Origin of the sequence: Bacillus cereus group sp. BfR-BA-01383, from assembly GCF_022663495.1 — a bacterium.
Classification (GTDB): Bacteria; Bacillota; Bacilli; order Bacillales; family Bacillaceae_G; genus Bacillus_A; species Bacillus_A cereus_AU.
The window spans coordinates 41,325-60,841 of record NZ_JAKUFP010000022.1 but is presented as its reverse complement, the minus strand read 5'-3'; the positions used below and the strand labels follow the sequence as shown (position 1 = coordinate 60,841).

The window sequence follows — 19,517 nt, the reverse complement described above, 5'->3', positions numbered from 1 at the left end:
GTTGTTTGGAATGGGGCAGACTAATCCTATTTTTTATAAATTGAAATTTATTTAATTTCAACATTTAAAAATAAGATTAGTTAATCATCGTCCACCCATCATTCCTTTCCGTCATTAGTAACCATATTGTACCATAATAGTACTTTATGAGTAAATGCAATTGTTTGTGCTTTTAAAAAGATTGCTTTCTTTTAGGGCTATTTATCATTTCTAAACTTCATATTGAACAAGCACAAACTACATTTGTTGTACTACACACTTTAGATTTCCCTAGCAGTGAAATTCTAAGCATCTCTCTTATATAATTTTTATATAAATTTATTATAAATCATATATTATACATATAATATTTCCGTTCTTATAATAAAGATATCATTTTTAAGGGGGGATTCTACAATGGAATTTAGCAAACTAGGAAACAGTGGATTAACAGTTAGTAAGATTGCATATGGGAACTGGATAAACCATGGTGGAAAAGTAAACGAAGATACAGCAAATGACTGTGTGAAAGCCGCACTAGATGTCGGAATCACAACGTTCGATACTGCAGATGTTTATTCGGACACGATAGCCGAGGAAGTACTTGGCCGATCCTTGAAAGGTGTACGCCGAGAAAGTATAGAACTATGTACAAAAGTATGCCATCCAACCGGTCCCGGAAAAAACGATCGTGGATTATCACGAAAACATATTTTAGAAAATTGTAATTTATCTTTACGGCGATTACAGACAGACTACATTGATGTCTATTATGCACATAGATTTGATATAACAACTCCTCTTGAGGAAACGATGTTAGCTTTTGCTGATCTTGTAAGACAAGGTAAAGTCCTTTATTTAGGCGTAAGTGAATAGACATCAGAACAAATTACCCGCGGTGCAGCACTTGCACGAGAATTGAACATTCCACTTATCGCTAGCCAACCTCAATACTCAATGTTGTGGCGAGTTATTGAAACCGATGTGATACCAACATGTCAACGTGAGGGACTGGGTCAAATCGTATGGTCCCCCCTTGCACAAGGTATTCTCACAGGAAAATATCAACCTGGTCAAGCACTTCCTATTCAATCACGTGCTAATTCAGATGCTGGTAAACCATTTTTCCAAAAACTCGTGCAACGTTGGATGAGTGATGATGTACTCACTGCAATTCAGAAACTTAATCCCATCGCGCAAGAAACTAATCTTACCCTATCTCAACTCGCAGTTGCTTGGGTATTACAAAATCCAGCTGTTTCCTCTGCAATTATTGGTGCTTCAAATCCGGAGCAAATAAGAGAAAACGTAATTGCTTCTCGTGTTACATTACAACCAGAAATTATGGATCAAATTGATAATGTACTAAAAGGTTTCGTTGAGTACGATCCAAGCAAAACAGGTTGAAGCATCAGTAAATTCTTTAATAAAATTAGAAATTTCCCCACTGCCCATCTCATCAAGATGGGCTTCACTCATTAACTTCACATTGTGAAGTCATATAAACCTCTCTAACAACTGCTAAAAAGTTCTCTAACGCGACAGACTTTTCATCTTGCCTCCATCCAGCATATAAATTTATTTTCGGTGTATTTTCTTGAATGTCTTTATACACGACTCCTGATTTTTTATAACTTTCCACTGATGATGGAACGACAGAAATCCCCATTCCTGTTGCAACTAAATTTACAATCGTTTGCATTTGAATTGCTTCTTGAACAATATTTAAACTTACTCCATGTTCCCAAAAGTAACTAATAATTAAATCATAAAAGTTTGTACCAAAATGACGTGGAAATAAAATAAATGGTTCATCAACTAATGATTTGATTGAAATGTTAGGTAACGAAATTAAAGGATGATCTTCATGCAAAACTAATTTTAAACATTCCTCAGAACAAACTTCAGAAGCTAATATTTCATTATTCTGCTTGGAACGAATAAATCCAACATGAATTTGTTTTTCATAGAGTGCTTTTATTTGCTGGTCTGTTGTCATCTCTCGTAGTGTGAGCTGTATTTTAGGGAAACGTTCTCGAAATTTTTTTAATATATCTATAACGTTTTCTGTTGAATCGACAAACCCAATTATTAAATGTCCTATCTTCCCTTCACCCGCAAGCTGTGTTTCTTTAATGGTTCTATCTACTTGAATTATCGTTTGCCGCGCACCTTCTAAAAATATTTCCCCAGCATCAGTAAGTTCAACCATTCTTTTTGTTCGATGAAAAAGTTGAACTCCTAATTCTTCTTCTAATTTACGAATTTCTTGGCTTAAAGGAGGTTGCGCCATCATAAGACGTTCTGCTGCACGACTAAAGTTTAATTCTTCTGCTACCGTTATGAAATATCTCATTTTCCGAATATCCATTACAATCCCCCAATCATTAACCACTAACAAAGAATACATGGCTTATTTTCTGGTGACATTGCGTAAATAATATGGTTTTTATGAATTTGATACATAATATCTCTCCCTTTTCATATTAATCTATTATTACTAATTAGCTTTTTTCATACAAGCTCCTCTTGAAATTTTAATGATATTTGCATGTAAAAAAGCACTTAGCTCATTTTGAAACATACACTCTTTACTATAACAGTTATAGAAAGGTGGTATCACTATGCCCCTTATTCCATACAACGAAAGTGATGTTGATTTACTAGCTCGTTTAATTCGTGCTGAGGCTGAAGGTGAAGGTCGGCAAGGCGAACAACTTGTTGGATGTGTTGTAGTAAACCGTGTATTTTGCGATTGCTTAGATTTTAAACAACTCCGTACCGTACCTGATGCTGTATATCAAAGCCCTGGTGGATTCGAAGCGGTTCAATACGGATACTTTTATCAACGTGCCCGTGAATCAGAAAAAGAAATCGCAAGAAAAGTTTTACAAGGTGAATGGCGCTGGCCGGCAAGGTGGGCTCTTTGGTATTTCCGTCCAGTCGGGGCTTGTCCGCCCCAGTGGTATAATCAGCCGTTTGTAGGACAATTTAAAAGCCATTGTTTTTATGAACCAAAAGGTGATGAATGTCCGAAAATGTATACACGATAATAAAAACGAAAACACCGAAAGTACTCTTATGAGTACTTTCGGTGTTTTCGTTTTTTAATCAAGCAATCTAATAACAAGATAAATTATTCATCTCCTATAACATGTATATGACATTTTATTAATCGAATGTTTAACATTTACAGAAGTTTCTTAGACTAATAGGACACGGACGGCCTATAGATTATTAGTAAATAACAATTTTTAGTTTTAATGTGTATATTTGCTTATAAAAAAATGATAAACTAGTTTACGCACTGGAAAAATTTTATAATGATAAAAAAGGGGATCACTATGAAATTATTACGTTCACTTCTCATTCTCACTCTTGTTGTATTGTTAAGCGCATGCGGTAATACAGCAATAAAAACCACAAAGGTTCAAAATAACGGTGAAACGACTTTAAACATCGGCTCCCTGAAAGGGTATTATGATGTGCAAACGATTAAAACTGAAAAAGGAATCGTGGAAATTCCTTTTGAAGCAGCCGTTGAAGAAGGCACAATTTTATTACAAATCACAAAAGACGATAAGGTCATTTATGAAGAAGAAGTCACTTCGCAAAAAGAAGGCTTACTTTCTTTTGAAGCGCCAAAATCCGGATCTTATGATTTGATTGTACGCGTAAAAGGCGAAAAAGAAAAAGCAAAAGGAATACAAATACATACGAAGCTATAAAAAAACGGCAAGCAGATATCACTAGCTTGCCGTTTTCGTTTCTAAATCAATTTAGCACAGTACATACTCATCAATTAAAGGAGTTATTTTTCAGCAACTTTTTTCTTTCCTTAATGTATTTTTTTATATTTTCTACACCACTATTTCGCTTCTTCTTCGTAAACTAAAAAACTTAAATTATACTCTTGCAATCTCTCAAATAATACTTCCCCATCGATTTTTAATAAATTCAAATGAATATTAAACGGTATATATCCAGCACGTTTATTTACTCGATACAATCGTTGTCCCTTTACTGGTATAGAAGCGATATACCGATCCTCAATTTCCTCTTCCAATACAATCCCTAAAAACCTTTGTCCTTGGATTCCATAAGGTAAAAGGCCGAATATATCCTTCAAAGCGATTTTTACAGGATATTTAGGATTGCTAATAATCGTAATATATTCCATTTCTAAAATAACAGCCGGTTTCCTCATAATAATTTTTTGAATGGTTTTCCAAAGTGCAACTAATACAACTAATGCAAGAACTGCAAATAAAATTCCTATTATAAAATTAAGCTCTTCTAATAAAAATGCAAGTGTTACTATAAATAAAAACATCTAAACTTCATTTTAAATCCACAACAGAGCAAGTATACTAAGACCATTATGATATAACTAACTACTAATCCTTTTGTGTTGTACAAGGGATTAATAACTTTAATTTTCGAAAAATATTTTGACGTATTACTTTTTTCACTATAAAATAATATGCAGACAACCAAATTCAACCAAAAATATATAAAGGATATACCTTTCTAGCAGCTATATGCTTAGGTATGTCCTTTTTCTTAATTATAAGGGGAGAGTTCATGAAGCAATTCGAAATAGTGTCGATTTGAAAATAATTTGATTAAAATCAACTCATAATTCTTTAAAACAGAATAACACTTCATAAATCAATTATTTTTGGAAAGGGTTAACATGGAAGTAAAGAACTAGTTACGTTACAATCTCATTTCTATTATTAGCAGGTTCTTTGAAAATGACAGATGTAAAGAACATACAATAACAGCAGAAAGACGTAAATAAAGTTTAACTGTTAATAAACGTAGTATTTATCAGAGCATCTTACTCACCTATTTTGCGATTAAACATTACTTTTTACGTACTAATAAACATAAATAAAAGGGGTACAGACGAAATGAACGGTTTAGGGAACTTAATTGAAAATCATGTGGAGACTTTGTTTCTTCTCTTTGTAAGCATAATTGTACTGGTATTTCAAACTATTGTCTTTGTAAGAATAGTAAGAGACTGGTTTAAAAGTAAAAATATAGAGAAGTTAAAAGAAGATAAACAATATATTAAGAAGTTAACTATAGTATACATAGGAATTATGGTAATAGGTGCTATAACAAACTTACCTTTATTCGGATTTATATTGTTAGGTTTTATGTCTAACACTATTATATTAATGTCTTTAAAGATAGAATTGTCTAATACAAAGTCAAATCAGTTGAAAACTGTGAAGAACTCAAAGCTCATGTTATGGTTTGTAATGAACACTATACACTTAATACTTTTCTTTATTGAGGGGATAAAACTGATTAAAAGTATTTAAGGCAATACTTTTGGATAACGATACGACTTCTTATACATCACTGATGAACTATAGAATAATTGCATTACATTGACAAATTTATAGAAGAGACCTTTTATTTTAAAATAAAAGGTCTCTTCTATAAACATATATGTATTAAGATTTATATTTTTTACTGTACAAGGAATAGTTACGATATACAAACCTATAGCGTAGATTGTAACCCAAATCCCTTTCCCTTCAGCTTCTAACTTTTTATAGTTCTTTTTTACATTTTATAAATAAAAAATTTATTGAAGGTTTATTTTCTACATTCTTATTTGATTCATCAATTTCTGACACCTGTACAAGTCCGTATTTTACAAAATCTTGTTTTATGGATTCAGCGTCATAAAAATACATTTTTATGCCTTCCATTATCTCAAAATAGTTTTCATCCAACTGTTTGCCCTTCCCAAACATCGGAGCTTTTTTAGAAACAGTTGTAAAAACCATATATCCGCCTGGTTTTAGCTGATTATAACACTCTTTAATAAATTTCTCTCGCTCATGCTTAGTCAACAAATGAAGAAGCGCATGACTAAATATACCATCATAAAGTTTATTATCAAAAGGCATCTCGTTTACCGAACCGTGATACATATTAATATCTTCTAGTCCGTTTTGCTTCGCTAAATCAATGGCTGTTTTTGAAATTTCAATACCTGTTACATTTATAGAATTATCGATAAAAATCTTTGCGTTCCTTCCATATCCAATACCTGGAACTAATATGTCCTTGACGTTCTTTTCAAGAAAAAAATCCTTTGTCAAAATTGCAGAATCTGTAGGTTCAAATCCCCACATCGTTTGTTTCTCGATAAAACTTGATTCCCAAAATTCCATTATGTTCTATCTCCTTATTCTTTATATAATTTTAGATCATTAATTGGACAAACTATTCGTTGGTATGTGTAAATCCTAGAACACTCTCACATTTTGTGTACAAAATACAAAAAACTCCTCTAAAAGGATATTTGTTCCGTTAATCTAAATGTAATTTTTTCTTCCATACACCTTGTTTCACTAATCTTAATCATTCTAGCTTCATTGAATATAGCATATTAATATGGCTATATCTAATTTAAAGATTGTTTTAAAAATCGATACGTTATCCATCCACTCTTCTATTCAATTTCACTTTTTAATAATCCAAATGAACTGTGCGAAAACATTTCTTTTCACCTAACTTAACATAAAAGAGCACTTGTTTCCGCAAGTGCTCTTTCTAGGGATTTTGAGATACCCCCTAACGAAAGTTAAGTGGATATGAACACTATATGCTTGTCCTTTTTATTCGTGCATAATTTTTATATTATAATTTGAGTTTAAATATACAAACTATTCCCTATTCATTTGTAGATGAAAAAAGCCAAAACTACAATTCCAGTTTTGGCTTTTTTCTTTATTACCTTTTCATATTGTATTGATCTAAAACTTGTTCTAACATTTCCAAAGTTATCGGTTGTACTTTAGTTGTTAACTGATATCCAATTCGCCCATTTGGTTCTGCTGTAACTTGCTGTAAACTCTTTAAATCATGAATCCCTTTTTCTCTTAATTGCATATATAGTTGTTGTTCCGACATTTTTGCTTGTGATAAGCCACCTTTAATAATTTCTCCGTTTTCAACAATAATGATGCTGCTTCCATTTAAAAATTCTTCCACTTTTCGTGATTTCAATTCTAAAAAATGAATGAGGAGTAAAATGCTTGAAAATATAACAGCAGTAACAATAGATGGTATCACTTTCCTACTTAAAACTGGTTCTACAATAATACGTCCAATAGAAACAACAATAATAATTTCAGCTCGAGTCATTTGGCTAACAGATATACTCCCTGTCATTTTTAAAACAAAAATCCCAGTCAAAATTAAAATAATACTTTCAAATAATATAGTCATTATCGCTCAATCCTTTAATGTTGAATATTAGTAGCGTTCTCCATTAAAGGATGAATTATATATTTTTTACACAATCAACGAATTTTTAAACCATTCAGACCATGAAGGATATAATGGTGCCCATCCGTATTCATTACGTGCTTTATCATTTGAAGCTCCTCTTTCCCAGTTCCTTTTCCCATCTTGAACCATTGGATTAGGTGCCCCTATTGCATTTGCATAAATTGGTAACCACTCTTTACTAGCTGCTGGATAATTATCTACAATATTCACCGTCCCCGTTGGCCAATTAAGTGCCAACATAGCTGACCTAGCTGCATCTTCAACATGTATAAAAGAGCTTATCCCATCATTTGCGATAATTTCATTATTACAAACTTGATTTGCAATAAATCCGTTTTCCTCATACCATGTTCCCGGTCCATATAGCGTACCATAACGAAGTATAACCGCTTCTGGCAACTCAGAAACGGCTTCTTCTAATTTCAATATGCCATTAACAGTTACTTGCCGAGGCATAGGAGCAGCAATATCTAGTGAATCTTTTTCAGTCGCAAATGTATCCCCTGGTTCATACGCCCATGAAATACTTTGAGCTATTATTTTCTTTACACCTACATTTTTAGCAGCATCGATAAGATTACGAGTACCCTCAGTTCTAATTTTTGCGTTATCTTCAAAATTCCATGAAGACAACGATGTTAATTGATGAATAACTACATCGGGATTTGTTTCTTCTAATACAGAAAATACAGCCTGTCGGTTAAACACATCGGCTATTACTGGTACAGTACCAACTTCCTTCATTGCTTCTACTTGCGATTCATTACGAATCATTGCAAATAGCGTGTGCCCCTCTTTTATTAACATTGGCAATAAAGAACGTCCTATTACCCCCGTCGCACCTGCCACAAATATTTTCATATATGTTCCTCCTCATTTAGTAATCATAAAAGTGACGAAATATATATGATATATGTGACAAGTAATTGTTTGTAAATATGATTAAGGGCTTTGTTATTGATGAACGAATTAGTCTAGACGTCGCTAAAATCATCATAGAAAAATATAAAAAAGAAAGGAATGTTTAATTATGAGTCCTGTAGTTGGAATAATAGTTGTTATTATTATAGTTACTCAAAGCTTTTTATCATCTCGAAAAACCCCTTATTTAGGTGGAATTCTTCCTGTAGCATACATAGGTTTTATTAGCTTCTTTTTTAATAAACTAATAGCTAATGGTGATTATTTCTCTACATGGCTAATGATAATAGCCGGTTTATGCGGGCTTTTAAGTATATGGAATTCAGGCAGAGAACGTTTTAAAAGAAATAGACAAAAAGAATTAGATCGAATTGAGTTACAGAATCTCTAATTTTAATTTTCTTTTTGTCCTATGCTAGAATCTGTCCTACGCTTTTTATTCCACGGTTCCCTTGACCACGAGCCTCTACACCCTCATCGTCAAGGGACTTTCGCGGCATAAATGCATAAGACTTAGTGATTCCCCCAAATAGAAACTACTTTTAGTAGTTTCGAGATCGTAACTGCTGATAGCAGGAAAAATCATTTATGATTGATATAGCTTTGTACGTTGTTTTACTTGATTAAAATAAAATCCTACAAGTTGAAGGCAATCTCCTCTTTTTTCTTAAATTCTGGAAGCCACTCTCCATGTGTCTCTATTAAATCATCACAAAGGGAAACAATATCATCCAATGACAATTCTGCGGCCGTGTGAGGATCTAGCATCGCCGCCTGGTAAATATATTCTCGATTACATGTAATGGCAGCTTCAATGGTTAGCAGCTGCGTATTAATATTAGTACGGTTTAATGCAGCAAGCTGCTCAGGGAGATCTCCAACATACGTTGGAGTTATGCCACTTCGATCCGCTATACACGTAACTTCCACACAGGCTTTTTCAGGTAAGTTGCTAATCAATCTTCCGGTATTTAGTATATTTCCATTAAATTTAAATGGGATATTCGTTTCAATGGCTTCAATGATACCTGAACCATATTCTTTTGAGCGTACATGGTCTAATGCCTTATTATTGACTAATTCCTCCCGCATGGTTTCCCACCTCTTGATTTGCTGTTCACAGCGGCGCGGATATTCATCAAGGGGAATATTGTATTTTTCGATTAACTCCGGATATCTAGATTTGATAAAGTACGGATGATACTCGGCGTTATGCTCAGATGATTCGGTCACATAATATCCAAACTTATCCATCAATTCAAATCTCACCATGTCATGATGTTTTGTTTTTTGCTTTTCTCTTGCCCTTCTTTTAATTTCTGGATAGAGATTCTCACCATTTCTTGTTACTTCCAATAGCCATGCCATATGGTTAATTCCTGCAATCTTTTCTTGAACACCTTCAGAATCCATGCCCAATGATTTGAATAGTTCGCTTGTACAACTTTGAACGCTGTGACATAGGCCCACTGTTTTAATTGCTGTAAAACGATTCATCACGCCTGTTAATACCGCCATAGGATTGGTGTAATTTAGAAAGAGGGCATTAGGACAAACCTCTTCCATGTCTTTTGCAAAATCTAGCAGCACAGGAATGGTTCGGAGATTACGAAAGATACCGCCTATCCCTACCGTGTCAGCAATCGTCTGCTGTAAACCATATTTCTTAGGAATTTCAAAATCAATCACTGTACTTGGCTTATAACCACCCACTTGAATAGCATTAATGACGTATTTTGCGTCCTTAAGCGCTTCCTTTCGATCTAAATAGGCTTTAATTTGAATATTTTTATTCAAGTTTTCTTTCAAGTTGGTCAACATATTCTCGGAATCTTTTAACCTTTGCACATCAATGTCATATAGTGCGAATTCAAATCCCTCTAACGCTGGAACAAGCATACAATCACCAAGAATATTTTTCGCAAATACCGTGCTACCCGCACCTATAAATGTAATTTTCGACATTTTCATCCTCCTTATGAACCATTTTAATTTATTATTTATCGCAACTAGGAACGACTTTTTAGAATAAAAATCCGTGAAAAAAATCGTCTCATTGCAGTGTTCCTAAAAACAGTTTGTTCTAGTTGAATACCAGCATTCATTAATATGAAGCCATAATCCGATTTAGGACTTTCTAAAAATTAGAACTCCAGATTTCTCTGTCTCCATCTTATGTAACCCTTTGGATAGATCGGTTTTATGTTTTCGGATTAATTTTCCAGTACAGCTGTATGTCTCAATTGTTATATTGACAAGATCTTTTTCTAAATCTAGGATGAACTCCTCGTTTAAAGTGCCATTTACAATAATAAATTCCTCGGGAATATTGGTACCAGTCTTAATACAAACATCTGCGTAAATGGCGATTAGTTTGGTTGAATCATTCACAGTTTCTACTATCGGGTAAAGTAATTCTGGTGCAGTAGGCTTTAAATCACCATTCAATAATACGTCTTGGTATTTTTTCGAAAACCCTAGCCAAAACTTTGCCATTTCAAAATGATCTTTATTTAATCTTTCAAAACGCATGGAAAATTGTGGTACACCAAAAATAACATTGATTAATTGCAGTGCCGCATTTTCAGTCGTATCTTCTGGACTCCACATAATCATATCGGAATGAACAGCAGTGTCTCCTGATAGCAAGCGTAGATCCATAATACCAACACGGTTTGTAATTGCATCATTCGGGCAATCTCCTACCCTGAAAATATTTCCATATTTCCTCATATAAGGTCCGATATATCTTTGTCTGAATTCAATCATAATGGATGGCTTAATTAATTTTAAACTTTCCATAATATCAGTAAATAGACAATCCACCGCTTCCTGTACGGATTCATAATCCCGTTCTGGATCAAATTGAATTGCTTGTCCCTTCGCTCGATTTAAATCAAATAAATCAATAAAATCAAATTTAAATCCGTCTAGATCCCACTCTTTCAGAGCTTTTTCGTAAGTAGATATCAAATATTCCCTGACTTCTGGGTAACGTGGATCCAAAACTCCTGCCTGGAGATTATCACTGAAATATAAAATTTTACTTCGGAATCGCTCCCATGTCTTTGAATAGATTCCTACAAATGGTACACTATACCACAATAAATATTTCATCCCCAAATCATGTACTCTCTCAACATGTTCCCTCATGCCCACGATTCTTTTAGGAGACACTTCCCAATCTCCACAATAAGCATAACCACGATGATCATCTTCTGTCTGCCAGCCATCGTCAACGATAACAGCCCCACAACCTAACTGTTTCGCAATCTCACATTGTTTCTCGATTTCATCATCAGATATGTCCTGATGGAAGCTATACCATGTCGAATACATAGGAAGCTTCGCAGTTTCTGGAACAAAGGATGGCCCATATCCATCCATTTCCTCATACCACACGGAAATATCTTGGATTGCTTGATAATAAGGAATATCCCTCATATCGACTCGAATCACTCCATCATAGGATGATTGAACTTTGGATGGCTCTGTAAATAATGTGATTTGCGCTTTCATCGTTCCAGTTTCTTCGTGGACGCCCAAATTAAAATTAACAGTATCCATCGCATTGGAATATGCTACAGCCAGCCTGTTTTGTCCTTCTTGATTATAGAAACAGCCAACCGGGGCTAATACTGTTGCTTTAGAAGAAAAACCTCCATCCCAATCCACACCGAAACTTTTACTACGGGAGGATCCTGGATGCCAATATGATTGAATATCAACAATTGGGTGATGCCAAACTAAATTAACTTTTGGGAATTGAATTGGTTGTTCTGATCCTATATGGATATGAACAAATAAAACTCCATTTTCTTCTCTTTGGTCAATTTTGACTTTGACACTCTCTTCATGAATGGCCTCAATGTTTACCTTATGTGTGATCATAGCCTCTCCTCCTCTTTTTCTTTTTTAGAATATTGAATTATGAAGCTACACCTTTTAAGCGAGCAAAAATATTTTTTGTAAACAATACGATGACTAGTGCAATACCACTACCACCAAACATGAAAAATAGACCTGGATATATTAAAAAAAGAAGTGACATCAAAATGAGAGTGATGATGATCATGATCGTTTTTATCGGATTTGCTATGCCTATAAATGTGGCATATTTAAAATAATGAAATGTTTTTACTTCAAAATGATTAAATGTCTGAATAATATAGAGTAAATTCACTACATAAAATAAAAGCATTGACAAACTCATTAGGGAAAGAACCCTACTTACCAAGGTGTCATACATTTGAAAAAAATAAAGATCCGTCATAAGTATCGAACCTATTAAAACGATGAAAAAACCCATTTTGTTCGATTTTTTAAAATTAGATTGATAGGAATTCCAAAAAGTTGCTACCATTTTTGTATCCTTTTTGTTAATCAAATCCATTATTAATTGGAACATAGCAACAGTCGATGGGAATAATCCAAACACTCCAAAACCAATCAATGTAAATCCAATCCACAATAAATTAAGGAATAACAATTTCATGACCCATTCTAATAAATGATAAATCCTTGCGATCACGGCCCACTTCCTCCTTTCTGTCTTCCTTGATCAGGTAGGAAATAAACATTATTTGATACCTGTATTTTGAACACCATCCAGGATAAAGCGCTGTGCTACAAAAAATACTATAATGGGAGGAATACAAATTAATAGAGTCGAAGCCATGATAGAAGTCATATCAACTCCAAACATCCCTTTGAATTGCATGAGTCCCAACGTTAAAGTGTATTTACTTTGATCGTTCAGAAAAATTAATGGTCCTAAATAATCATTCCATGAGCCTAACATTTGAAACACACCGACAACCACCAATACTGGAGCCATTAACGGAATGAATATCCGATAAAAAATTTGAAAATGGTTCGCCCCGTCTATGAGCGCTGCTTCTTCCATTTCTTTAGGAACTCCTAATAAAAATTGGCGAAGTAAAAAAATGAAATAGGGTGATCCGAAAAAGGTAGGAACAATCAGTGGTTTTAGAGTATTAATCCAGCCCAACTGATTAAATTCCATATATAAGGGAATTGCAGTTACATCCCAGGGAATCATCATTCCTGCTAGTAAAATTAGAAAAAGAACGTCCCTTCCTTTAAAGTTGAATCTGGCAAATCCATAAGCTACTAAAGAAGATGATAATAGTTGTCCGATGATTCCTAATCCTGTAACAATCAAAGAATTTTTCAGAAATGTTGTAAAAGGTAAAACTGTCCAGGCTGTATAAAAATTACTAAATTCAAACTGAGACGGAATTAGTTTCGGAGGAAATACAAATGTCTCAGCAGGGGTTTTTACAGCTGTAATGAACATCCAAAGAAATGGTGCGATAAAAAATAAACAAAAAATAATCAGTATTGTATGTACAATAATCTTCGTTGTTATACTTCTCGTAATCATCATATTCCTCCTTTCCTATTTTTGTTTCTTTTTCATTTCATTTTCATAGTAAACCCAAGTATTAGATGACTTGAAAACCAGTAATGTCAGAGCCAAAATAATTAAGAACATAAACCAAGCATTTGCGGATGCATAACCCATTTTAAAATACTTGAAAGCATTTTCATAAACATACATCGCATAGAAATACGTCTTTCTTAAAGGTCCTCCACCTGTTAGAACAAGCGCGAGTGTTAACTGTTGAAATGCTGAAATGATAGCAGTAATGACATTAAACAGAATGGTTGGACTCAGCATCGGAAGTGTTATTTTACTGAACTTGTGCCATTTACTTGCACCATCTATATCTGCAGCTTCATATAGGTCTTTCGGTATATTTTTTAAACCGGCTAAGAATATCAGCATCATAGTCCCTTGCCCCCAAATACCTGCAAACACGATGGCAAAAAGTGACCAGGTTGGATCATTTAGCCAGTTTGGTCCATTAATGCCTATTAATGATAGTAGATAGTTTAATAAACCGTATTCTCCGTCGTACATCCATGACCAAATCATTGAAAGGGCTACTCCCGAAACAACCGTAGGAAGATAGAATATCGTTCTATAGCCTGAAAGCCATTTTACTTTTTGATTTAATAATATAGCTAGCAAGAGAGCAATACCGATGTTTAACGGTACTAAAATAGCAGCAAACTTAAAGGTAACTCCTAAAGATTGCCAAAACACTGGATCATTTGTAAACATATCAACATAATTTTTGAAACCAATAAACGTTGGGGTTCCAACAGTAGGCCAATCAAAAAAGCTTATGATAAGAGAAAAAATCAAGGGTCCGAACGTAAAACAGATGAAACCAATGATCCAAGGAGAAATGAATAGATAGGGAGTAAGGTCTCCCCATCTAATCTTTGATAGAATGGATATGGGTCGTTCGGGAACCGTTTGAGTTATTTTATTTTCAGTTTTTATAATCATGAAATGATCCCCTTCTTTCTCTTAAACTATTTTTTCAATGCAGGCTCTGTTAATTTAACCGCTTCATTCAAGGCTTTATCTGCTGAATTTTGCCCTAATAATACACTGCTAATTGCATAATCTAGTTTTTTGTCAACTTCTGTCCATTTGTTTGTAAGTAAAAAGCCTGGAGTATCTGATGATCTTTCAAGCATAGTATAGAATGTACTTAATAACTGATCATTTTTATGACTTTGTTCGGAAACCACACTCTTAAGTACTGGCATATCAGTCTTTCTCATTTCTGCTGCTTCTGCTGATACAAAGTATTTGATAAATTTCCAAGCTAGGTCTTTCTCTTTAGAGTCTTTGGCCATTGCAATTCCTGCAGAATGGATAACACCCTTTGAAGGTTGTCCATGAAAGGATGGAATTTCTGCAGTTCCAAAATCCATGCCAGCCTTTTTAAAATCTTCTAAAGGCCAAATGCCGTTCTCGATCATAGCGATTTTCCCTGATTTGAAACTTTCAGTGACTTTATCAGACACAATAGCACTATTTTCATCAATCATTTGTTGAAAGCCATTAAGGATTTCTTGTGTTTTTGAACTATTCATATATCCATCTACCTTTTTGCCATCAGGACTAATGAAACTACTCCCATTACTCCATACATATTCTTGGAATGCATATGAATTTTTTTTGGAAGAGAGAACAAACCCATATTGTTTCTTTTCAGGATTGGATAACTTTTTCGCTGCATCACTGAACTGCTCCCAAGTCCAACCAGAAGTCGGAAGAGGTACCCCTGCTTCTTGGAAAAGTTTTTTATTGTAGTAAATGACGCGAGTGGTAAAACCAATTGGAAATCCATAGGTAGTATTTTTAAATTTGTGATAGTTTAGAATATTCGTATAAAAATCATCAAAAGTAGTTTTAAAACTACTGTCTTTATTTACGTAGTCATCAAGTGGCTCCAGAGATTTATAGTAATCTGGATAGTTCCACATATACATGACATCAGGGGGATTTTTTGCTCCGAAAGAAGCAGCAAGCTTATCCTCAAACCCGTCAGCATATGCTTCAACTTGCACTTTCACTCCTGGATTCGCCTTTTCAAACTTTTTCGCAATATCTTGTTGGTATTTGAGACTCTCTCCAGTATCCCATGTAGCAAAGCGTAATACTTTCTCCCCACTTTTACCTTGACTAGAAGATTTCTCACTGTTCCCGCAGGCAGAAAGCAGCATTGCAAAAGAAATAGCTAAAATTAATAATAACGATATTCTTTTTTTCAACATAAATCCCCCTATCATTTTTTGAAGATCAATTTTGTCTTTTGTAAAACAATTTTTAGACCTAACTTTAAGAATGCGCTTTCATTCCTTCTTAAAAATTTTTTAAATTCCCTCACCTCCACAACTTTTTCTAATAATCAAACTAGTCGGAACCACCACTTTTAATGGCAGTGTTCTCCCATCAATGCGTTCAACTAGAAGATTTACTGCTACTTTCCCCATCTCCTCGGTATGAACTTTTACAGTGGATAATGGAGGAGTAACAAATTCGCATAATTCAATCCCATCAAATCCAAAGATTGCGATATCATCAGGAACTTTTAATCCTGAATCCGTTAAAGCTTTCAAAGCACCAATGGCCATAGGGTCACTTCCAATGAAAAAGGCGGTAGGGAGATTCCCTGAATGGATCGCTTCCTCCATTAGCGTTAAGCCATCTTTCGTTGTCCATTTTCCAATATAAGTATATTCTGGGTTATATAATCCCAGTTCCGTTAGCATTTTTTCATATGTTCTTTTTCGTACATCATGAATCTCTAATTTTCCAGATAATCCACCAATGGTATATGATTGACCACCAATATAGCCTATTTTTTTGTGTCCTAAATCCAATAGGTATTGAATAACCTTTTCAGTAGCTTTTTCAGAATCTATCACCACTGAATCATATAGTTGTTCGTCAGGAGATACATCGACAAACACTAAATGTTGTACTTGCTTTACTTGATTTTCCACCTCTTCTTGACCTATGACTCCTACTACTATTAATCCATCCAATCCTTCTAGATCCTTTTTATTGAAAGGAGGTCTCAACACTTTCGATAGTTCAATTCCCAATTCAATCATCCTCTTTTCAATTCCATTACGAATGGCCAAAAAATATGGATCATCAAATTCCGATTCCTGAGAAAGATACATCAAAAGCCCAATTTTTCCGTACTGCTTAGGATTGGTAATTTTTTTTTCTATATTTCGTTGCTTTTTAGGTATGTAATCTAACTCTTCTGCAGCTTGAAGGATTTTTTTCCGAGTCTCTTCTGTAACGGATAAAGTTTGATCCTCATTTAACACTCTTGATACAGTCGTTTTTGATATCTGTGCCTTTTTGGCAATTTCATTTAATGTTACCAATATGATTACCTCTTTTTCTATTTTTAGTAAATAAAAGTAATAATTTAGTGAATTTTTACTTAAATATAATATATCAGAGGTGAAAAACGAGCGCAATATTAATTTTCATAATTTTCAATTTAATTTTTCGCCACTATTCACCCATATTGAGATTCAAGGATCCGCAGATTTTAATAACTATTAACATTCACTCATTTTTCATTACGATATAAAGAGCGAAAAAAGTCCAGTGAATAAATCAATTAATTCAGTAAACTAAAATAAAAATTTACTGAAGAAACATTCAGCCTCTTCAACTGTAATTGCATTAATCTCATTGCTATTGGATTTACGATTCAGCTAAGTGTTTAATAAAATAAGTAATTGCCCAAATTAATGTCGCAAATTGAGTGAGAAAATACATTGTCCATTCAAAACCAGTCAATTTTCTATCTCGTTTAACCTTCTTTAAGTACCTGTAAAGTATGAATGTACTCAAAAACATAAGTAACAACGATAATTGCTGTAAATCATCGACTATACGTACCGCCATAGACTCCATCCTCCTCCTATTCATAATAAAAGCTACACTTTAAGGATACCATTTATTGGCAGTTTATTTCCATTTATCATACTTATGTCGTAAACAAAAAGAGCACTCAGCTATTGAGTGCTCTAAAAAATGTTAATTTTGATTTAACACATTTTCCTTATAATGGTTTCATATAATTCTACTTACTTTTTATAATTTAACTTTATCACTTTTGGTATATGCTTACTATCATATTTTCTCGTATAAGTTTCGCCATCTGGAGTAACTAATTGTAATGCAATTTCACCACAAACACCATGCGGTATTTCAAATTCACCTTGTGCATTTGAAATACTACGTTCCTTATTTTCAATAGAATCTTCATAAATTTTCACATTAAATATAGGTTCGTTATTTTGATCTACGATAATACCTCTTGAATACTTAGCAATTGCTATGCATTGATCATCTTTTTTATAATATTTAGTCACAACCATTGCTCCAATTACTATAGCAATACATACAAACAAGAGAATTATTTTGCGTCTCACAACAAACCTCCTTATACATATTATTCTTTTTTGAATTGAAAATTTAACTGTCCCGATTGTTTGATTTCCTCAATTACTTTGCGAATACCTTCTTCAATCTTATCTTCTTTTACATTGGATACGTTTAACTTTAACAACTTTTCTTTATGAAAATCATTTAAATAATTTCTATCAATTGAATCGATACTTATTTGATTTTCGCCTAATTTTTTTATAAATGTTTCTGTAACTATGTTTTTCTGTATTTCTAGACAAGTGTGTATTCCCAATGTTTTTTGCTTTTTAAACGTAAATAAAAGCGGGTTTTCATTATGCACTTTTTCTAATGTTTCTGCTAGTTTTATTGATCTATTGTAGTAGGAAGAATTAATTTTACTTTTATGACGTTCAAACATGCCACTCTTTATATAAATTTCTAAAGCAGCTTGAGATATCATTGGACTATCAATATCTAAAATTTTTTTATATTTATGAAAAGCATTTGCAATAGCCGGTGGAATAACTGCCACACCGACTCGTAAACCTGGAAAAATAATCTTTGAGTAACTTTTCAAATATATTACATGATTATAATTATCAAAGCTATATAACGGATCTACCTTTGAATCATTTTCTAAGTCTGCTAAATAGTCGTCTTCCACTATAAATACATTGTATTGCTTAGCTAATTGGACAATTTTTTCTTTCTCATCTTTAGAATAAGAAGTTCCAAGCGGATGATGATATCTCGGTATCGTATAAAAGAACTTTATTTTTCCAGTTCGAAATATGCGTTCCACTTCATTCAAATCAATGCCTTCATTTGTTCGGTTAATACCGATTACAGGAATTTTATTTATTTCTAGATATTCAATATATAGATGATAAGTTGGCTGTTCAATTAATATCGCTTCATTTTCATTCGGAAATGGTATAGAAGTTAATATAGCAAGCGCCTGCTGCACACCTGACGTTATAAAAATATTTTCTTCTTTTGTAAAGACTTGATAGTTTGCCAGCTGTTTTTGAATAACCGTAATTAAAGATGGTAAACCTTTCGGCTTTCCATATACAAATAAATCATTTTTATATGTATCAATGGCCTTATTAATACAATGTTGAAAATCTAAGTACGGAAAAACATCTGGATCTGGTGCTGAAGAAGCAAAGTCAATTATCTCGTTATTTTCTATGGTGCTCCCAGACTTCTTAACAACGTAGTACCCACTTTGAGGGACGGAATAAATAATATGACGCTTTTCTAATTCATGAAATGCACGTATAACTGTCGCCTTATTACATTCATATTGCGTAACGAGTGTCCGAATAGACGGTAGTTTCTTCCCTTCTTTTATCTCTCCATTTTGAATCATATTTTCTATGTTGTTTAAAACATGTAAATACTTATACATCTCACACCTTCTTCAGCAATTTTGTATTGTTACAGCTTATATTTATGAACA

At 33.6% G+C, this 19,517-nt stretch carries 19 protein-coding genes and 2 pseudogenes; 6 read left to right on the top strand and 15 right to left on the bottom strand.

Translation table 11 applies throughout. The annotated features are described in order from the left end of the window. Nucleotides 1–396 precede the first annotated feature (396 nt). Nucleotides 397–1,386: pseudogene (locus MR065_RS18805) on the top strand (aldo/keto reductase family protein). Nucleotides 1,387–1,450: 64 nt separating this feature from the next. On the opposite strand, the gene MR065_RS18800 reads toward MR065_RS18805, so the two are convergent. Further along, the gene (locus MR065_RS18800) at nucleotides 1,451–2,350 is read right to left on the bottom strand and encodes a LysR substrate-binding domain-containing protein (RefSeq protein WP_242214703.1); all 900 of its coding nucleotides are present in this window, start codon (nucleotides 2,348–2,350) and stop codon (nucleotides 1,451–1,453) included. 253 nt (nucleotides 2,351–2,603) lie between these two features. Between MR065_RS18800 and MR065_RS18795 the strand changes: the two genes are divergently transcribed. Together MR065_RS18795 and MR065_RS18790 are read left to right on the top strand one after the other, a co-directional pair. Further along, a complete protein-coding gene (locus tag MR065_RS18795; RefSeq protein ID WP_088229171.1) occupies nucleotides 2,604–3,032 on the top strand; it encodes a cell wall hydrolase in 429 nt (142 codons plus the stop codon). A gap of 291 nt (nucleotides 3,033–3,323) precedes the next feature. After that, a complete protein-coding gene (locus tag MR065_RS18790) occupies nucleotides 3,324–3,707 on the top strand; it encodes a BA_1872 family lipoprotein (protein ID WP_242214702.1) in 384 nt (127 codons plus the stop codon). Between the two features lie 140 nt (nucleotides 3,708–3,847). Here MR065_RS18790 and MR065_RS18785 read toward each other — a convergent pair whose 3' ends face one another. Further along, the gene (locus tag MR065_RS18785) at nucleotides 3,848–4,312 is read right to left on the bottom strand and encodes an STM3941 family protein (RefSeq protein ID WP_242214701.1); all 465 of its coding nucleotides are present in this window, start codon (nucleotides 4,310–4,312) and stop codon (nucleotides 3,848–3,850) included. A gap of 583 nt (nucleotides 4,313–4,895) precedes the next feature. Between MR065_RS18785 and MR065_RS18780 the strand changes: the two genes are divergently transcribed. Further along, entirely contained in the window at nucleotides 4,896–5,315 is a 420-nt protein-coding gene (locus tag MR065_RS18780; protein WP_242214700.1) for a hypothetical protein, read from the top strand. A 234-nt stretch (nucleotides 5,316–5,549) separates the two neighbouring features. Here the strand turns inward: MR065_RS18780 and MR065_RS18775 are convergent, their stop codons facing one another. The 3 genes from MR065_RS18775 to MR065_RS18765 form a co-directional block, all read right to left on the bottom strand. Beyond that, entirely contained in the window at nucleotides 5,550–6,179 is a 630-nt protein-coding gene (locus MR065_RS18775) for a class I SAM-dependent methyltransferase (RefSeq protein ID WP_242214699.1), read from the bottom strand. Between the two features lie 562 nt (nucleotides 6,180–6,741). Continuing rightward, nucleotides 6,742–7,239 (bottom strand): DUF421 domain-containing protein, encoded by a 498-nt coding sequence (locus tag MR065_RS18770; RefSeq protein ID WP_242214698.1) that lies wholly within the window; start codon nucleotides 7,237–7,239, stop codon nucleotides 6,742–6,744. Nucleotides 7,240–7,305: 66 nt separating this feature from the next. Then, nucleotides 7,306–8,163, bottom strand: a complete 858-nt coding sequence (locus MR065_RS18765) for an NAD-dependent epimerase/dehydratase family protein (protein WP_242214697.1) — start codon at nucleotides 8,161–8,163, stop codon at nucleotides 7,306–7,308. A 68-nt stretch (nucleotides 8,164–8,231) separates the two neighbouring features. On the opposite strand from MR065_RS18765, the pseudogene MR065_RS27785 reads away from it, so the two are divergent. Beyond that, nucleotides 8,232–8,330 (top strand): annotated as a pseudogene (locus tag MR065_RS27785) (SHOCT-like domain-containing protein); the annotation flags it as partial. A 2-nt stretch (nucleotides 8,331–8,332) separates the two neighbouring features. Then, nucleotides 8,333–8,614 carry a hypothetical protein gene (locus tag MR065_RS18760; protein ID WP_242214696.1) on the top strand — a complete coding sequence of 94 codons (282 nt, stop codon included), beginning with the start codon at nucleotides 8,333–8,335 and terminating at the stop codon, nucleotides 8,612–8,614. Between the two features lie 245 nt (nucleotides 8,615–8,859). Here the strand turns inward: MR065_RS18760 and melA are convergent, their stop codons facing one another. From melA to MR065_RS18710, 10 genes are all read right to left on the bottom strand, one after another. Further along, the gene (gene melA / locus MR065_RS18755; RefSeq protein WP_242214695.1) at nucleotides 8,860–10,188 is read right to left on the bottom strand and encodes an alpha-glucosidase/alpha-galactosidase; all 1,329 of its coding nucleotides are present in this window, start codon (nucleotides 10,186–10,188) and stop codon (nucleotides 8,860–8,862) included. 162 nt (nucleotides 10,189–10,350) lie between these two features. After that, complete coding sequence (locus MR065_RS18750) at nucleotides 10,351–12,114, bottom strand: glycoside hydrolase family 36 protein (RefSeq protein WP_242214694.1); 1,764 nt, start codon at nucleotides 12,112–12,114, stop codon at nucleotides 10,351–10,353. 37 nt (nucleotides 12,115–12,151) lie between these two features. Further along, nucleotides 12,152–12,754 carry a YesL family protein gene (locus tag MR065_RS18745; protein ID WP_242214693.1) on the bottom strand — a complete coding sequence of 201 codons (603 nt, stop codon included), beginning with the start codon at nucleotides 12,752–12,754 and terminating at the stop codon, nucleotides 12,152–12,154. 48 nt (nucleotides 12,755–12,802) lie between these two features. Further along, nucleotides 12,803–13,630 (bottom strand): carbohydrate ABC transporter permease, encoded by an 828-nt coding sequence (locus tag MR065_RS18740; protein WP_242214692.1) that lies wholly within the window; start codon nucleotides 13,628–13,630, stop codon nucleotides 12,803–12,805. Between the two features lie 15 nt (nucleotides 13,631–13,645). After that, a complete protein-coding gene (locus MR065_RS18735; protein WP_002201080.1) occupies nucleotides 13,646–14,605 on the bottom strand; it encodes a carbohydrate ABC transporter permease in 960 nt (319 codons plus the stop codon). A gap of 26 nt (nucleotides 14,606–14,631) precedes the next feature. Continuing rightward, complete coding sequence (locus MR065_RS18730) at nucleotides 14,632–15,882, bottom strand: ABC transporter substrate-binding protein (RefSeq protein WP_242214691.1); 1,251 nt, start codon at nucleotides 15,880–15,882, stop codon at nucleotides 14,632–14,634. A gap of 102 nt (nucleotides 15,883–15,984) precedes the next feature. After that, on the bottom strand, nucleotides 15,985–17,013 hold the full coding sequence (locus tag MR065_RS18725; protein WP_098991145.1) for a LacI family DNA-binding transcriptional regulator: 1,029 nt from the start codon (nucleotides 17,011–17,013) through the stop codon (nucleotides 15,985–15,987). A gap of 328 nt (nucleotides 17,014–17,341) precedes the next feature. Next, nucleotides 17,342–17,545 (bottom strand): hypothetical protein, encoded by a 204-nt coding sequence (locus tag MR065_RS18720; protein WP_242214690.1) that lies wholly within the window; start codon nucleotides 17,543–17,545, stop codon nucleotides 17,342–17,344. A 182-nt stretch (nucleotides 17,546–17,727) separates the two neighbouring features. Continuing rightward, nucleotides 17,728–18,075 (bottom strand): carboxypeptidase regulatory-like domain-containing protein, encoded by a 348-nt coding sequence (locus tag MR065_RS18715; protein ID WP_242214689.1) that lies wholly within the window; start codon nucleotides 18,073–18,075, stop codon nucleotides 17,728–17,730. A 20-nt stretch (nucleotides 18,076–18,095) separates the two neighbouring features. Next, nucleotides 18,096–19,466, bottom strand: coding sequence for an aminotransferase-like domain-containing protein (locus tag MR065_RS18710; RefSeq protein WP_242214688.1), 1,371 nt, complete (start codon nucleotides 19,464–19,466; stop codon nucleotides 18,096–18,098). Nucleotides 19,467–19,517 lie beyond the last annotated feature (51 nt).

Coding starts and splice junctions, on each gene's coding strand:
- MR065_RS18800 (WP_242214703.1), bottom strand. CDS start 2,350: ATGGATATTCGGAAAATGAGATATTTCATAACGGTAGCAGAAGAATTA.
- MR065_RS18795 (WP_088229171.1), top strand. CDS start 2,604: ATGCCCCTTATTCCATACAACGAAAGTGATGTTGATTTACTAGCTCGT.
- MR065_RS18790 (WP_242214702.1), top strand. CDS start 3,324: ATGAAATTATTACGTTCACTTCTCATTCTCACTCTTGTTGTATTGTTA.
- MR065_RS18785 (WP_242214701.1), bottom strand. CDS start 4,312: ATGTTTTTATTTATAGTAACACTTGCATTTTTATTAGAAGAGCTTAAT.
- MR065_RS18780 (WP_242214700.1), top strand. CDS start 4,896: ATGAACGGTTTAGGGAACTTAATTGAAAATCATGTGGAGACTTTGTTT.
- MR065_RS18775 (WP_242214699.1), bottom strand. CDS start 6,179: ATGGAATTTTGGGAATCAAGTTTTATCGAGAAACAAACGATGTGGGGA.
- MR065_RS18770 (WP_242214698.1), bottom strand. CDS start 7,239: ATGACTATATTATTTGAAAGTATTATTTTAATTTTGACTGGGATTTTT.
- MR065_RS18765 (WP_242214697.1), bottom strand. CDS start 8,163: ATGAAAATATTTGTGGCAGGTGCGACGGGGGTAATAGGACGTTCTTTA.
- MR065_RS18760 (WP_242214696.1), top strand. CDS start 8,333: ATGAGTCCTGTAGTTGGAATAATAGTTGTTATTATTATAGTTACTCAA.
- melA (WP_242214695.1), bottom strand. CDS start 10,188: ATGTCGAAAATTACATTTATAGGTGCGGGTAGCACGGTATTTGCGAAA.
- MR065_RS18750 (WP_242214694.1), bottom strand. CDS start 12,114: ATGATCACACATAAGGTAAACATTGAGGCCATTCATGAAGAGAGTGTC.
- MR065_RS18740 (WP_242214692.1), bottom strand. CDS start 13,630: ATGATTACGAGAAGTATAACAACGAAGATTATTGTACATACAATACTG.
- MR065_RS18735 (WP_002201080.1), bottom strand. CDS start 14,605: ATGATTATAAAAACTGAAAATAAAATAACTCAAACGGTTCCCGAACGA.
- MR065_RS18720 (WP_242214690.1), bottom strand. CDS start 17,545: ATGGCGGTACGTATAGTCGATGATTTACAGCAATTATCGTTGTTACTT.
- MR065_RS18710 (WP_242214688.1), bottom strand. CDS start 19,466: ATGTATAAGTATTTACATGTTTTAAACAACATAGAAAATATGATTCAA.